15 protein-coding genes are annotated in these 16044 nt (G+C 21.2%); 8 read left to right on the top strand and 7 right to left on the bottom strand.

Annotated elements, in window-relative coordinates:
- Window positions 1–374: 374 nt before the first annotated feature.
- From ACZ5EC_RS07055 to ACZ5EC_RS07040, 4 genes are all read right to left on the bottom strand, one after another.
- Complete coding sequence (locus tag ACZ5EC_RS07055) at window positions 375–1130, bottom strand: hypothetical protein (RefSeq protein ID WP_464301780.1); 756 nt, start codon at window positions 1128–1130, stop codon at window positions 375–377.
- Between the two features lie 29 nt (window positions 1131–1159).
- Window positions 1160–1573, bottom strand: a complete 414-nt coding sequence (locus tag ACZ5EC_RS07050; protein ID WP_464301779.1) for a hypothetical protein — start codon at window positions 1571–1573, stop codon at window positions 1160–1162.
- A gap of 166 nt (window positions 1574–1739) precedes the next feature.
- The gene (locus tag ACZ5EC_RS07045) at window positions 1740–2639 is read right to left on the bottom strand and encodes a type III pantothenate kinase (protein ID WP_464301778.1); all 900 of its coding nucleotides are present in this window, start codon (window positions 2637–2639) and stop codon (window positions 1740–1742) included.
- A 47-nt stretch (window positions 2640–2686) separates the two neighbouring features.
- A complete protein-coding gene (locus tag ACZ5EC_RS07040) occupies window positions 2687–3838 on the bottom strand; it encodes an FAD-binding protein (RefSeq protein ID WP_464301777.1) in 1152 nt (383 codons plus the stop codon).
- Window positions 3839–3979: 141 nt separating this feature from the next.
- On the opposite strand from ACZ5EC_RS07040, the gene ACZ5EC_RS07035 reads away from it, so the two are divergent.
- From ACZ5EC_RS07035 to ACZ5EC_RS07025, 3 genes are all read left to right on the top strand, one after another.
- Entirely contained in the window at window positions 3980–5071 is a 1092-nt protein-coding gene (locus tag ACZ5EC_RS07035) for an AI-2E family transporter (RefSeq protein ID WP_464301776.1), read from the top strand.
- Window positions 5068–6153 (top strand): PilZ domain-containing protein, encoded by a 1086-nt coding sequence (locus ACZ5EC_RS07030; protein ID WP_464301775.1) that lies wholly within the window; start codon window positions 5068–5070, stop codon window positions 6151–6153. Before ACZ5EC_RS07035 ends, ACZ5EC_RS07030 begins: the two co-directional genes overlap by 4 nt.
- 177 nt (window positions 6154–6330) lie before the next feature.
- A complete protein-coding gene (locus ACZ5EC_RS07025; protein WP_464301774.1) occupies window positions 6331–7962 on the top strand; it encodes an ATP-binding response regulator in 1632 nt (543 codons plus the stop codon).
- Between the two features lie 49 nt (window positions 7963–8011).
- On the opposite strand, the gene ACZ5EC_RS07020 is transcribed toward ACZ5EC_RS07025, so the two are convergent.
- Window positions 8012–9169 (bottom strand): tRNA-dihydrouridine synthase family protein, encoded by a 1158-nt coding sequence (locus ACZ5EC_RS07020; protein WP_464301773.1) that lies wholly within the window; start codon window positions 9167–9169, stop codon window positions 8012–8014.
- Between the two features lie 255 nt (window positions 9170–9424).
- Window positions 9425–10225 carry a TatD family hydrolase gene (locus tag ACZ5EC_RS07015; RefSeq protein ID WP_464301772.1) on the bottom strand — a complete coding sequence of 267 codons (801 nt, stop codon included), beginning with the start codon at window positions 10223–10225 and terminating at the stop codon, window positions 9425–9427.
- A gap of 113 nt (window positions 10226–10338) precedes the next feature.
- Between ACZ5EC_RS07015 and ACZ5EC_RS07010 the strand changes: the two genes are divergently transcribed.
- From ACZ5EC_RS07010 to ACZ5EC_RS06990, 5 genes are all read left to right on the top strand, one after another.
- The gene (locus ACZ5EC_RS07010) at window positions 10339–11331 is read left to right on the top strand and encodes a M23 family metallopeptidase (RefSeq protein WP_464301771.1); all 993 of its coding nucleotides are present in this window, start codon (window positions 10339–10341) and stop codon (window positions 11329–11331) included.
- A gap of 74 nt (window positions 11332–11405) precedes the next feature.
- The gene (locus ACZ5EC_RS07005; RefSeq protein WP_464301770.1) at window positions 11406–11744 is read left to right on the top strand and encodes a bactofilin family protein; all 339 of its coding nucleotides are present in this window, start codon (window positions 11406–11408) and stop codon (window positions 11742–11744) included.
- A gap of 328 nt (window positions 11745–12072) precedes the next feature.
- On the top strand, window positions 12073–12738 hold the full coding sequence (gene tmk, locus ACZ5EC_RS07000) for a dTMP kinase (protein WP_464301769.1): 666 nt from the start codon (window positions 12073–12075) through the stop codon (window positions 12736–12738).
- A gap of 66 nt (window positions 12739–12804) precedes the next feature.
- A complete protein-coding gene (locus tag ACZ5EC_RS06995; protein WP_464301768.1) occupies window positions 12805–13281 on the top strand; it encodes a DUF327 family protein in 477 nt (158 codons plus the stop codon).
- Between the two features lie 142 nt (window positions 13282–13423).
- A complete protein-coding gene (locus tag ACZ5EC_RS06990; RefSeq protein ID WP_464301767.1) occupies window positions 13424–14425 on the top strand; it encodes a PSP1 domain-containing protein in 1002 nt (333 codons plus the stop codon).
- Between the two features lie 292 nt (window positions 14426–14717).
- On the opposite strand, the gene ACZ5EC_RS06985 is transcribed toward ACZ5EC_RS06990, so the two are convergent.
- Window positions 14718–15731: an Rpn family recombination-promoting nuclease/putative transposase gene (locus tag ACZ5EC_RS06985; RefSeq protein WP_464301766.1), complete on the bottom strand. Its 1014-nt coding sequence runs from the start codon at window positions 15729–15731 to the stop codon at window positions 14718–14720.
- Window positions 15732–16044: the final 313 nt, after the last annotated feature.

The following is a 16044-nucleotide window of genomic DNA, read 5'->3' as shown; positions in this document are numbered from 1 at the left end:
GAAACTATTGTATTTAATTAAATAAATTTAAGTTTGATATCTATACTAATTGAAATTTTTTGAATGGATTTCAGTTGTCAAATACTAAATAAAAAATATTTTTTCGTGGTTATTGCAGTTAATGATAAAATTAAAATTATTATATTTAATTAAATAAATAAAATCAATATATATCCTAATTAAAATTTCTTGACTGAATTACAGTTGCCAAAGGCAAAAGAGATAAAAATAATATATTTCCTTTAATGTTATAAAAGATTAATTTTAATGAATACATAACTGTACTAAGGAGAGAAATTTTAATTAGGATAAAATTAATTCTTTATTTTTTAAATATTTCAATAATTTAAATTTTATTATTAACAAAGACTGAACTATTCTTTATTAAAAATTACATATCCATTTATTTTAAAATAAATTACACCTGAATTAACAAATATTTTCGGTGTTTCTAATAAGATGAATGAACCTGAAACTTTATAAACAAAATTTCTCCCATATTTAATGTATACACTATTCTTTATTAAATTTTCGCATGTTTTTTTCAAGCCATATATAAATAAATTGTCTTCTAATTTAAAATTAGCAGCATTTATTATGTCTATTTGAAAAGGATATTCTCCATATGTTTTTATTCCTGTTGTGTTTAAAATTGCTTGAGTATAAGATATAATGCTTTTAGTTATTTTAAATTTTGTTGTAGTCTTATAATAAAAATTATCTATAAATTCTTTTTTATAAAATACAAAATTATAATTAGCTTTGTTAAAATTTATATCAGCAATACTTTCAAACCCTTTTCTTGTAGATTTTCTATAATATTCAAAATATGTAGGTGAAAAAAAAAGGGTTGCTAAAAAGTTAGCAGATTCTTTATTCTGCTCTTCTATAAGTTTATTTTCCTGTATGGTATCAATATCAATATTTTTACCAATAAGTTTACTGTTGTTTTTTAATATTGGTAAAAAGTTATAAACATAAAAATAAACATAATTATAAGAAGCTAAATTTCTAACCTGAAATGAATAAAAAATTGAAAAAAGTATTATTAGTACTATTAAAATTAGAAAATTTAATTTTGAATTTATATTTTTATTATTAAAAGTTATTTTTGTTTTTTCTCTATTCATTTTTTTTATTTTTAAAATTATTTTAAAAATCAATGTTTTGAAAATTTCATAATATAATATTTTCCATCAATTTTTTTCATCCTCCACCATGCATCTTCTATTGCAATACCTTTTTTGTTAATGAATCTAAATTTAACAGCAATTTCATCATTGTTGTAAAATTCAACCTGTATTACATTAACTTTTTTTATAGATTTAAATGTTTCTATTACTGAATCATATTGTTCTTTATCATTTATCATCTGGCTTAAAAAGGATTGAAATTTAGATTTAGCACTATCTGTTAGAAGTGTGTCATAAATTTTTTCAAATTGTTCATTTTGCATAAATTTTATATAGTTTTTAATTGTTGATTTATAAGATTTTGTACATCCTGAGAAACTTAACAATATAATTAAAAATATTAGTAAAATAAGATATTTTTCTATTTTTTCCAATTTCATTAATTACTCCGTTAATAATAAAAAATTTTGATAAATATTTATTCTTTTATTATATTTCGATGAAATAACAAAAATAACAAGATATCAAAATGAAATTTATTAAATTTTTTAACATTATAAAAAATTATTAAAAATTTATAGAGTTTCTGAATTAATATTTGAAGCATTAATTATAATAATAATCAAAAAATATTTTTAATCCTTTATTAACAAGAAAATCTTCATAAATAATATTAAGTAAATTTAAATTTATATTATTAAAAACTTTTATTTTATTTTTAATTATACTATCCAGTTTTTTAAATATCTCATTTCCAGTTAAAACTATGTTTAATTTTCTATTTTTTGAAAGATTATTAACTTCTTTGTAATAAATATTTGCTATATAACTTACAATACTATAAATAATAGTAGAAAAATTGCCCAAAATCATATTCTCTTTAGTTGAAAATCCTAGATTATTATTGTTATTTATGTCATCAAAAACTTTTTTAATTTTTTTAGTTTCTAGCTTATTAATATTTATTTCTGGTAATAAATCAGTAAAATTATTTAGGCTTTTTAACATTAACTGTGCTGATGGTATTATTATTCCACCAGAATAAATATTTTTACTATTAATATAGTCAATTGTGATTGCTGTTCCAATATCAATTGAAATAAAAGGGGTGCCTGATTTTAAAGAAAAAAATAAATTAGCTAATCTATCTTTTCCATAAGAATTTAAAGGATTGTATTTAAAAGCAAAAGGTAAATTTTTCATCATTTTTATATGAATAATATTTATATTATTTTTGATTTTTCTTTTTTTATTTAATTCTTTTTGAAAAATATTTATAATGATTTTTATATATTCTTCGATTTTTTTGTTAACTGATGAAATTATTATATTAGATGGATAATAATTATTATTAATAAATTCAAAAAAACTTTTATTTAAATAGTCTACTGAGATTTCATTATTTTTAATAACTTTGATAAATTCAGGTTTTATATCATTTTGTTGACTAAATATTACGAACTTTGTGTTAGTATTTCCAATGTCTATTGTTAATATAGTACCCAATTTGAAATCCTTTAAGATTTTTATGTATTTATCTTTTTTCCAAATAATTATATGATAATTATCTCTTCTTCAGGTATAAAACCATAGTTCTTTTTAATTTTATTTTTAATTATTTCAATAAGTTTTAAAACATCTTCAGATTTTGCATTCCCTTTATTTATAATTATATTTCCATGAAAATTTGAAATTTGAGCATCATTAATTGCAAATCCTTTTAAACCTAAATCTTCAATTAATTTCCCCATGGGTATGCCATAATCATAGTTATTTTTAAAAATAGATCCAAGAGAAGGTAAAGCAAAATGTTTTTTCTTTTTTCTATCATTTTCAATTTCTTCCATTCTTTTTAAAATTTGAGTTCTATTTATATTTAATAGATATTTACTAAAATCTCTATTTTTCATAAATTTTTCTAAAATATTGTTAATATTTTTCAAAGAATATGTTTTATAAAAGTTTTCTAAATCCAGATATTTTGATGGATTTAATATTTTTTTATATAAAGTATTTATAGTCAAGTTTACAATATCCTCAGGGATACTGGTAGGAAAATTTATTGATACAGATATTATTGCTTCATCATTTTCCTGAAATATGGAATGTTTATAAGAAAAATTTAAATTATTTACACTCAAATTATTTATATATTTTTTTTCTTCAATAATATTTTTAAAGTTACTATCAAATAACTCATTTTTTTCAAAATTATCTTTTATTAGAATACCTTTTTTATTGTAATTTAATTTTATTGTATTAACAGATTGGATGATATCTTTAATTTCTCCTCCATAACATCTAGCGTTCATAAATACAGCTCCTCCTATTGTTCCAGGGAGAAGATGTAAAAATTCATATCCTTTTATTCCAAATATATATGCTATTGTTGAAATTAAAGAGGAAAAAACTCCACTATCTATTAGAAGGTAATTATCTTTAAAATTAATATTATTAAATTTTGAAAAATTTATAAAAACTGTATTATTGGGTTTTTTATGAAAAAGGATATTTGTATGTCCACCTGAAAACTTAAAATTATAATTTTCATACAACAAATATTTTATTGCTTTTTTTAAGTCATTAACATTTTCAGGAAAAAAAATATTGTTTGTAATATATCCTATCTTAATTGAACTAAAAGTTTTTAAGTCTATTGTTTCAAATTTGAAATATTGGTCATCAATATTTTTATTTATTTCCATTAAGTTTACCTTTTCAAATTTATTTTTTGATTTTAATTTTAAATATTTTATCTTTAATTTAAGTTTTTATTAATAGAAATAGTAAGATTTTAAAAGTCAATATATATTTAAAATATTCGATAAAATAATATGAATAAAAAAATGAAATTAAAAATGGAAGATTTTATATTCATCCTATTATTTATATTTTTCTTTTTTTTAATTGTTGAAATATTTTCCCCATTTTTTTATTCAATCTTATGGGCTATTTTAATATTTATTGTTTTTCATCCTTTGTATAAATTTATTTTAAAAAAAATAAAAAGAGATAAATTTTACAATTTTAAAATTAAAATTGTTGCAATAATACTTTCTTTTTTTGCAGTTGTAATTATAGTTATACCAATAATTTATCTTTTATTTACTTTATCAAACCAATTTTTAGGTTTTTATAAAGTTGCAGTTAATTTTATAAAATCAAATCCAGATATTTTAAAAATAGATGCTGATAATAAATTAGTTATGTCAATCTCAAAATTAACAAAAGGGTATATCGATTTAACAAGTTTAAATTTACAACAAGAAATTATAAAAAATATTAAAAATATTTCTACATTCTTTCTTAATAACACTACATCAATTGTTAAAAATATTGCTTCTTTTATAATTTCTTTTTTATTTACTATTTTTACATTATATTTTTTATTTGTAGATGGGGAGTATTTAAAAAATATTTTTTTTAAAGCTATCCCTATTGATAAAAGGTATACAGAAATTTTAGTTAAAAAGTTTAATGAAACAGCTTATGTTGTGATTGTTGGTTATTTTACAGTCGCTATAGTTCAGGGAATTATTGCAACAATTTTATTTTTAATTTTTGGGATAAAAAATGCTATTTTATGGGGTTCAATTTTATTTATCTCATCTTTTATACCTATTTTGGGAGCAACAGCAGTTTGGGCTCCTATTGCTATATATATTATGATTTTTGTTTCACTTACTAAAGGGATATTGCTTTTTATATTTGCAGGTTTTTTTATATCAACTATGGATAATTTTTTAAGACCACTTATAATTAAAGATAAAATAAAGATACATCCATTATTAATATTTTTTTCAATTCTTGGTGCACTTAGATTTTTAGGGTTTTCTGGAATAATTCTTGGACCAATAATATTAATTTTATTTTTTACAATAATTGATATATTTGTGGATTTGTTTGAAGATAAACAAAAAAAGGAAGTTAAAAAATGATTTATATTAGAGTTATATATTTCTTTTTACAACAAACAACACCTGAAATTACTCTTCCTAAAACCAATATGACCGGAGTTTTAATCTTTTTAATTATAATTGGATTAATATTTGGAGGAATTGCTCTTTTAAGTAAAAAACATGTAGATAAAAAATTGGAAGTTAAAAAGATTCCATTTAAAGCATTTAAAAATATGCTGGAGATTAAGCGTTTCAAACCATATGAAATTGAACTATTATATGAGTGTATAAATAAATTTCAAAACCTTTCTCCTAATTTAGTTTTTTCAAATAAATCTAATCTTGAAAATTTTTTAAAAAGATCCATTAAAATGGTAACTGAGGGAACAATAATCGAAAATGGTGTTGATAAAGAGACTACTAAAAATAAATTATATAAAATATTATCAAGACTTGAAGATATCTATGATAATAAAATAATAACTATAACGTCAAAGGATATAAAACCAGGTAAAAAAGTTAGAATGTATATAGAAGATTATGGTTATTTTTTTTCAGAAGTCTTAATGACAAATGAAAAAGGGTTATTTTTAAAAAAGCCTCCAAGAGAGGATATTATTGATTGGAAAAAACCCTGCATTATTTATTTCTGGAATGAAAATGATGCTGGATATTCATTCAATTCGTTTATTGATGATGTGATAGAAGAGGATAACTTTAAAGCACTTTTTATTTTACATTCTTCTTTTTTAACTAGGTATCAAAAAAGAAAATATGTTAGAAAAAAAGTTAAATTTTATTCAACTTTTGTTTTCATTAACATTTCATTTAAAAATGGAAATAAAAAATATGTTTATGATGATGCAGAATATGATGGTACTGTTTATGAATTGTCAGTTGGTGGATGCAGTTTAGAAACTAATGTTAATTCTCATGTCAAACAATTATTAAAGTTAAGTATCTATATACAGAGAGATATTGTGGAAACCTTTGCTCAAATTGTGTGGATAGCAAAAAAGGGTAACAAGTTTATTTATCATATGAAATTTTTAAAAACACCTATAAAATTTCAAAACAAATTATTTGAAATTACTTATATGAAAAATAATAAAAAAGTATAAAATTTGATTGATTTTTAATAATCATATATTAAAATTTTATATATAAATCATTTTATTATTAGTTTGCTAATTTTAATTTAATTTTAAGAGATTTATGTTTTTTAATCTTGTATTAAAATATATTTTATATTTAGAAAGTTTTATTGTGATATTATATTAAAAAGATAGGAAATTTTGATGTCTATTAAAATCCTTTATATTGAAGACAATTATTATAATATTGTTCTTGTAAAAAAGATTCTTGAAAATTATGGTTATGATTTTTATGAAGCAAGAAGTGGTCTTGAAGGGGTTGAAAAAGCTAAAGAGATTAACCCTGATTTAATTTTAATGGATATTAATTTACCTGAACTTTCTGGTTTAGAAGTTACAACAAAAATAAAATCGATTGAAAAGTTAAAAGATGTCAAAATTATAGCAGTTACTGCTGATGTTAGTAATGAAACAAGAGAAAAAGCAATTGCAGCTGGTTGTGATGGGTATATACCTAAACCTATTGATAGTAATTTCGTTAATAGAGTTAAAGAATTTTTAGCTGGAAAAAAGGAAACTTTGTCTTCTGAGAATCATGAAATAAAAGTATTAAAAAAATATTCTCAAGATTTAGTAAATCGATTAGAAAAAAAAGTTAGAGAATTAACAATAGCAAATAGTGAATTAGAGAATGCATATAAGTCATTACAGACTGTTAATAAAAGATTACTTCTTTTAAACAAAATGGAAGAAAATTTTGTCTCAATTTCTTCCCATGAATTAAGGACACCTTTAGTTGTTATAAAAGGTTTTATTGATCTGTCTTTAGACAATTCATTTGGAGAGCTTAATCCAAAGTTAAGAGAAGCACTATCAATGTGTCAAAAAAATATTGATAAATTAATGCATATTGTTGATGACATTACTGATTTTGCTAAACTTAGAGATTCTAATATAGATGTAGTTGTGTCTGAAGTTGATATAATTAACTTTATTGAAGAATTAATGAAAGAATACGAACCAATTTTTGAATCAAGAAATTTAAAATATCAAATAGATATAGAAAGTACTACTAAAAAAGCATATTTTGATAAGAATTTTTTATATCAAGCTTTACAAAATTTAATTACAAATGCTATAAAATATACTCCTGATGGTGGAACTATTACTATAGGTGTTAAAGAAAATGCAGAAGAGATTATATTTTATGTTAAAGATACAGGTATAGGTATTGAAGAGGAATATCTTGAAAAAGTATTTGATAAATTTTTTGTAATTTCCGATGCTTCTCATTATTTTTCAGGAGAATATGAGTTTCTTGCTGGTGGCAAAGGGTTAGGCTTATCTATTGTAAAAAATATTGCAAAAATTCATAATGGAAAAGCATGGGCTGAATCAAAAGGGAAAAATAAAGGCTCAACATTTTATATTTCAATAAACAAAAATTTTAAAACAAATATTGAAAAGAAAATGACCCTTTCAGATGAGAAAAAATATATTTTATCAATTGATTTCCCTGAAAGTAAAGATATCTTAAAATCTGATATGTATGAAGTCATTGATATAGAGTATGATAAGTTTGTTCGTAATATTGATGCTTTCAGGATTCCTAAAATTCTATTTTTTGATATTTCTAATAAAGATTTTAATAATGTTTTACTTTTTCTTAAAAATTTAAAAGAGTCTGAAAAATTTATGTCAGTACCAATTGTAATTATCGATAATGAGGACAATGTAGTAGCTAAATCAAATCTTTTTAGTATTGGTATTGAAGAGTATATTACAAGACCAATTCAAAACGAGGTTTTACATGAGATTGTAAAATCTTTTTCCTGAATAAATTCTAATTTAAATAATTTTTAAATAATTATCATGACTTTTAATTTTATTTCAACTTATTTAGGTATTCAATAATGTTTTTAACATCATTTTCTGAGTTTATGAAAGTTTTAATTTTGCTTGAATTTGGTAACCCTTTAAGTAAATAGTGTGCAATTTTTCTAAATTCTGTTAACTTTAAATTCTTAATTTTTATATTTTGAGATATTTTATAATAAAGATTATTATAAATAGTTTTTAAAAGTTCAATATTTTGTTTATACAAAAGATAATTAATGATTTTTTTATTTATGGGGTTTTCAAAATTATTAAAGTTTTCAGAATTATTATATTTTAAATATTGAATAATATTGTGAAAATAATTTTCGCAATTATAAAAATAGGTACATTTATTTAAAGTTGTTCTAAATCTACTAAGATAATAATTAATAAAATCGTTTTTTTGATAATTGTATAGATTATTAAAAATGTAAAATTCTTTAATTTTTTTGAATATAAAAGGATCATTTAAGGATGCTCTTCCAATCATGATCCCGTAGGGAGAATATTTATTTATTAAGTATAAGGCTTTATTTAAAGAATTAATATCCCCATTTATAACTATTCTATTATATATTTTTAAAATTTCTTCATATAAATTGAAATAGTTATCCCAATCAATTGTACCAGAAAAAAATTGATTTCTAGTTCTAAAATGGATTGTAATAAAATCTATGTTTGCTTTTGTTGCAGCTTCAACAGTTTCAAGTATATTAATTTTATCAAATCCTAATCTGAGTTTTATCGATAATCTAATATTGTGATTTTTTTTAATTTTATACAATAATTTGTAAATTTTATCAGGATAATTTAATAGATAAGAGCCAGATTTTGCTTTAATAACTTTCTTAACTGGACATCCAGCATTAATATCTATACCATGAGGCAAATGTTTAATTTTATCAATTGCATCTATAAAATTGTCTTCAAAACTACCAAATAACTGTATTATTAATTTATAATTTGTTTTTTTTAGATCTAAATAATTAATAGGTAAATTTAATATTTCATTTACATTATACATTTCTGAAAATATGAAATCTGCTCCTCCCTGAGCGAAAATCTCTCTCATTATTGAGTTTGTGAATCCAGCAATTGGTGCTGAAAATAAATATGGTTTTTTATAATTATTTTTAATAATGTTTTCTATATTATTCCCTGACATTGTCTAAATCCTGATTAATCATATATGTTTATTTTATTTAAATTTATTATCTATATTTTTTTTATTTAATTGATTGTATTTATTATTTTTTTATTAAATTAAGTCTATTTACCAATTTTTATTATTAGAATGATTTTATTAATATATATTTTATATTCTTTTATTTAAATCATCAATATTATTAAAAATTCATATTGTTTTGTATTAGTTTATAATTTAATAGTAATAATATGTTTTAACTAGTTTTAAATTAAATTATTTTAGGTTGAGATTAAAAGCATTATTTATATTTTGTAATACATTTTTCTGTAATTTATTAATTTCAATATTTAATAGGTTTGATGCAAATTTATAAGTATAAACTACATTGTATGGGAAATTTTTTTTACCTCTAAATGGTACAGGAGATAAATATGGGGAATCAGTTTCAAAAAAATATCTGTTTTCAGGTAAAATTTTTAAAGATTCAACTAAATTTTTAGCATTTTTATAAGTTAAATTACCAGCAAATGAAAAATATGCATTATCAAAATTATTCAAGATATATTCAGTTTCACCAACTCCTCCTGAGTAACAGTGAAATATAATATTATTTTTAAAGCTTTTTAAAATATTAAAAGTATCTTTGAATGCTTCCCTGGTGTGAATAATGACAGGTAAATTGTATTTTTCAGCTAAATCTAGTTGCATTTTAAAAAAAAGTTTTTGAATGTCTGGTGAGCAGAATTTATGAAAATAATCAAGTCCAATTTCCCCAATTCCAATTATTTTATTTTTGTCTTTTTCTTTTTCTATTGCTTTTTTAAAAAAATTATCTATATCATTGAAATTTAACTTTTCTGTTTTTTTATCAATATCATTAGGAGAAATACCAAAAGAATAAAAAACATTGTCAAATTTATCTAATAACTTTTTAAAAACAAAAAAATCTTTGATATTAACCGATATATTAAATAGATATTTTACAAAATTTTTATTTGCAATTTTTAAAAGTTGTTGTATATTGTTAATATCTTTAGAAATAATATCTAGATGGCAATGGGTATCAATGAACATAATTGTTACCTCTTTTATTAATTTATCTTAATTTGATTGACATACAAAAGAAATATGATAAACAAAAAAAGTAAAGATATATTTTGTTGTTATTAAGTAATTAGGAATTAGCAATGAAGAGTTTTAAAAACTGGGAAAAAAATTTAGCTTCAAATATTGAATCATTTTTTTATAATTTAAATTTAAGAATAAAAAATTTCTGGAAATCCTTTATTAAAAAAGGTAATGAAAAGATTACTATTATGTTTATTCCTCACAATCAAAAAAAGATTGTGAATATTCATTTGTCATTATTTACAATAGTTTTTTTTGTAGTATTCTTTTCAATTTTGATTATTCTTATTTTCTTAACAACTTCCAGTTTGTCTTCATATGCTAATGAACTTTCATTATATAAAAACAAAACAAATGAATTATCACAAAAACAGGAAAATGTTAATAAACTTGTTGATAATGCTTACCAATCTTTTATCACAATGAAAAGTAATTTTGAAAAAGTTACAACTATATTTTCAGGAAAAAAAAGCATTGTTAATGAATTAGGTCAGGGTGGTCAGGAAATTAAGCTTGATTATAATAATAAAGAAGATTTAGATCAGAAATTGTTATCTATTGAGCAAAGTTATAAAAATTTAACATTATTCTGGCAAGAATATGTTAAAAGAAAAGAAGATCTTGAATATCTATATAGAAATATCCCCTCAAGATGGCCTTTTTATGTTCATAAAGGGAGGATAACTTCTCCATTTGGGTTAAGAAAAGATCCATTTTCTGGTAATTTAAGTTTTCATGCAGGTATTGATATAGCTTATAGGTATGGAGCTCCTGTTGTTGCAACTGCTGATGGGATTGTTGAGTATAGAGGACCAAAGATGGGTTATGGATTGGTTGTTATAATTAAGCATAAATATGGGTTTTCAACTTATTATGCACATTTATCTGCTATCTTAGTAAAAAAAGGGCAGGTTGTGAAAAAAGGACAAATAATCGGTAAAGAAGGTAAAACAGGTAGAGTTACCGGTCCACATTTGCATTATGGAATTAAAATTAACAACACTTTTGTAAATCCAAGTGATTATTTGTTTTATAATCTGGAAAATTTTTAATTATTAGCTATTTAACAAATTATGTTTATTTATAAAAATATTTCATTCAATACTTGAAAAATAATGGAGTTTTTATGTCTAATATATCTAATTCAATGGTAGTAAGTAATATAATTTATGAAACAACTAAATTAAAAGGTGATTTTGTTTTAGATACGGTTTTAAGAATTGATGGAGAATTTTCTGGTAAAATAAAATCAAGTTCTAAAGTACTTATAGGAGAAAAAGGTAAAGCTTATTGTGATATTGAAGCAGAAATTGTTGAGATTGGTGGGATTTTAAAAGGTAATGTTAAAGCAAAAGAAAAAATACACCTTTTTTCAACAGGAATTGTTGAAGGAAATTTAGAAGCACCTAGAGTTATTCTTGAAGAAGGTGTCACATATAATGGAGAGATAAAAGTAATAAAATAGTTTTTATTTATATAATAAAGAAGGTTTATTCTATTTTTTTTAAAGTTAAATTTTAAAAAAATTACTTATTTCCAGATTACCAGTAAATTTTTAATTTAAAAATGATTTCTATTAAAAAATATTTCTATTAAAATCTATCACTAAGTTAAATCCTACTTTTGAACAATAAAAATATCTTTTATTCTAATATCATTTATTAACTATAATTTAAGTTTTTAAGTGATTTTAAATTGAAGTTGTTTTTTTTTTATTTTTCTTTATCTTTTTTAAAAGTATCATTTTTTATAGTAAAATTTATACAAAAAAATAATTAATTGAAAGAATAATTATGAGTGGTAAAATATTAATTTTTGAAGGTTTAGATAAAACAGGTAAAACAACCCAGATAAAAATTCTTTCTAAGTACCTTAATAAAAATGGTATTAAAAATATTATTACAAGAGAACCTGGTGGAACAGAAATAGGAAATTTAATTAGAGAAATTCTTTTACATAAAGGGAAAGAAATTAATTATCTTACTGAATATTTTTTATTTATTGCTGATAGGTTTGAGCATATTATTTCTAAAGTATTAGATTTTTATAATGATGAATATTGGGTGTTAATTGATCGATTTCATTTTTCTTCTTTTTCCTATCAAATTTACCCTTATATGGATAATGATATTGATCTTATTGAAATAGATAAAATAGTAGGTAAGAAGCTTTTTTCTATGATTAATTTTGAAAAAATATTTTATTTTACTAAAAAAGAATATGAAAGTATTGTAATAAAAGGGAATAAATCTGCAAGGTTAAACCATTCAAAATTAAGTATAAAAGATAAAATTGAAAAAAGAAGTGATGAATATTTTTATAAAGTTTTAAAAGGGTATGAGTTATCTTTTAGTTATTATAAAGACTTTTCAAATTTTGTTGAAAAAATATACTTTGAAGATGGAGTTTCAAATAATAGTAGAAAAATAAGAAGAGTTATTGATAAACTCATTAATTAAATTAAAAAAAATTATTATTTATTTGGTTTAGGTTATTTTAATTAAACTAAATTTAAAGGAAAAGTATTGATACCAGAAATACATTATCTTTTAAAAAAATTTTACACTAAGAAGTCTCAAAATACAAAAAAAATGAAGTTAAAAAAAAGTTCTGGCAAGAACAAAAAAGTTTTTGAAGAGTATTTTAAAGAAGTTACTGTTGAAAAGATATTGGATGAATTTAAAGATTATGAACCTGAACAATTAATTGATAAAATTGTAGAAATTGGGAAAAGATACAATAATCATAGAAAAGAGGAAGATTTAAATGAATATAAATATTATTTATCAGGTTTTATAGCTTTAGGTGTTAATCATGGATATAAATTATATTTTATGAAAAAAAAAGGATTAAATTTAGAAGATTATGAAAAAAAATATTCTTTAATTCTTGAAGTACAAAAAAAATTTGTTGTTTTAACAGATACTGTTTTAAATTCGCAAATGGATATTATATCCAATATTAAAGAGATTGAAGGAATATTAGTAAATATAAAAATTTAAAAATTGAAAAAAATAATAAAGCAAAAGAAATAATAGGGATAAATAATAAATGCTATTTTTAAGATAAATTAGCTAAAATTGTATTAACTTATAATATTAACTTTTATATAATATAAATTTGAGCAGAAAAGGTGGTATAAAGATGTATTTATATAGAGCTAAATTGATTCATAATAATATTGTGTTTTTGTTTTATTCTGAAAATAAATATGAACTAAACCATGGTGATATTTCAAAAGTTGAAACAAAACATGGATTGGATCTGGTTTTTTTTGTAAAGTTTGAAGGTTATATTACAAAAGAGGACCTTGATAATAGAATAAAACAACAGGAAACAAAACCTTCGGATTTTCAAGAGGAAACATCTGATTCAGACCTTGATGAGGTTGAAGTTGAGGATGCCAGTGAATTAAATAAAATTAAAACACCAATAGATTTTAAATCTAATGTTAAAAAAAATCTTAAAATTGAGGGAAAATTTTTAGGAATTGCTACTCCTGAAGATATTAAAAAATATAATGAAAACAAAAAGCAGGAAGAAAAAGCCTTAAAAATATTTAAAGAAAAGATAGCTGAACATGGACTTCCAATGAAAGCTGTTTCAGTCCATTATTTTTTAGATGATAAAAAGATTTTGTTTAATTTTATTGCTGATGGAAGAGTAGATTTTAGAGAACTTGTCAGAACTTTGGCTTCTATATTCAAAAAAAGATTAGAATTGCATCAAATAGGGGTTAGAGATGAAGCAAGGATTCTTGATGGAATAGGCGTCTGTGGTCAGCAATTATGTTGTAGAAGGTTTTTAAATGTATTAAATCCTATTTCAATAAAGATGGCTAAAGTTCAAAATGCACCTTTAAATACTATGAAAATTTCAGGTTATTGTGGTAGACTTTTATGTTGCCTTTCTTATGAATATGAATATTATGAGAAAACTAAGTCAAAATTTCCAGAGGAGGGTGTAACTGTTGTTTTTAATAATGAAGAAGGTGAACTTTATGAAATAAATGTGATTAAAGAATATGTAAAATTAAAATTTAAAAACAATAAAATTTTACATTTATCTTTTGACTCTTTAGAATTTGAAAAAATTAAAGACAATTATTACAAAATTAAAAATTATAAGATTGTTGAAACAATTTAATAAATATTAATAAAATTGAAATTTTTAGAGTGATTGTCAGTTGTCAAAGGAAAAAAAGAAAACATAATCCTCTAGGTTAGTGCAGTTAATAATAAAGTTGAAATTGGTATATTTAATTAAATAAATGTAAACAATATATATATCCTAATTAAAATTTCTCGACTGAATTACAGTTGCCAAAGGCAAAAGAGATAAAAAATAATATATTTTTCTTTAATATTATAAAAGATTAACTTTAATGGATACAGTAACTGTACTAAAGAGAGAAATTTTAATTAGGATATAATTTATTCTATTTTTTAAATATCTCAATAATTTCAATTTTATTATTAACAAATAGGATTTTTTCTATCCCTTTCTCAAGCTTATCTTTATCAAAACAATTTAATATAACTTGCTTTTCTTCTTCACTTATTCCAAATTTTAGATCTATCTGTTTTATTAATACCTGTTGCTTATCAAGTATTTGTCCTTTTAGTGTTCCTTCTTTTAATCCTTTTAATTCACCTTCTTTTAGTCCTTCAATTTTGCTTTCCTTTATCAATGATTCTAAAATTGATGGCATCTTACTCTCCTTCTCTTCAAGTTTTTTTATCACAATTTCTCTATCTTCATTTTTCAATATAGCAAATATATACACATAAAATATACCTTTTATCTCACTATTTTTTATCTCTTTATCTATTATATCAAGTATTTTGTATATTATTTCCTTATCCTCTTTTGCTTTATATTTTAATACATCTAGGGCTAATTTCAAGTATCTATTATAATTCATCACTTTATAACTTAATTTATTCTTACTATCATTAAAAAATAGATATTTAAAATTTAGTAAATAGTTTTTAAAATTATTTTTAATCTCTTTATCTATTTTAAAATTATTTATAAATTCTGTATCAATATCCCATTTATTTTTTCCATGATAAAATACAACAGGTAATATTAAAGATAAATCTTTATTATTTTGAAAATCATGTTCCCATTTAACTAACATATATCTTAATAGTTGAATAAAGATAGCATTATCTTTATAAGATTTATGTTCAAAAAGGAAGTATATGTTAATATTATGTTTAGAGTTAATTAGATTGGTTTCAAAAACAAGGTCAGCTAATCTATTTTTAAATTCTTTTGTTATATAGGAAGAGTCAACAACTTTTAGGTTATTAATGTTAATATATTTTTTGATATTATCAGGTAAAATAATATTAATAAAGTCTTTAGCGTTATTAATATTTTTAAAAACAATTTTAAAGAAAGTGTCATGCGGATGTTTAATGAAATTATAATAAATATCTTTCATAAAGCATAATCCTTTTTTATTTGTCTTTTATAATTTATAGACAATAAAATATTCAAAAAAGTTGCATGAATGAAAAAATTTTAGAATAATTTTTATCTGTTAAAGGCTAAAGAGGTATAACGACTTCGTGGTTGGTGCAGTTAATAATAAAATTGGAAATTGTTGTATTTAATTAAATAAATAAAAACTATATATATCATAATTGAAATTTTTCGACTGGATTGTAGTTGTCAAAGATTTAAAAGAGATAATATTATTTCATGCTATAAATAAAAGTGTGTAAAAGAGAGAATAAAGTTGCTTAAAGCAAATA

The organism is Exilispira thermophila, assembly GCF_055389015.1.
The sequence above is the reverse complement of the archived record's forward strand: the minus strand, read 5'-3'. Positions and strand labels throughout refer to the sequence as shown.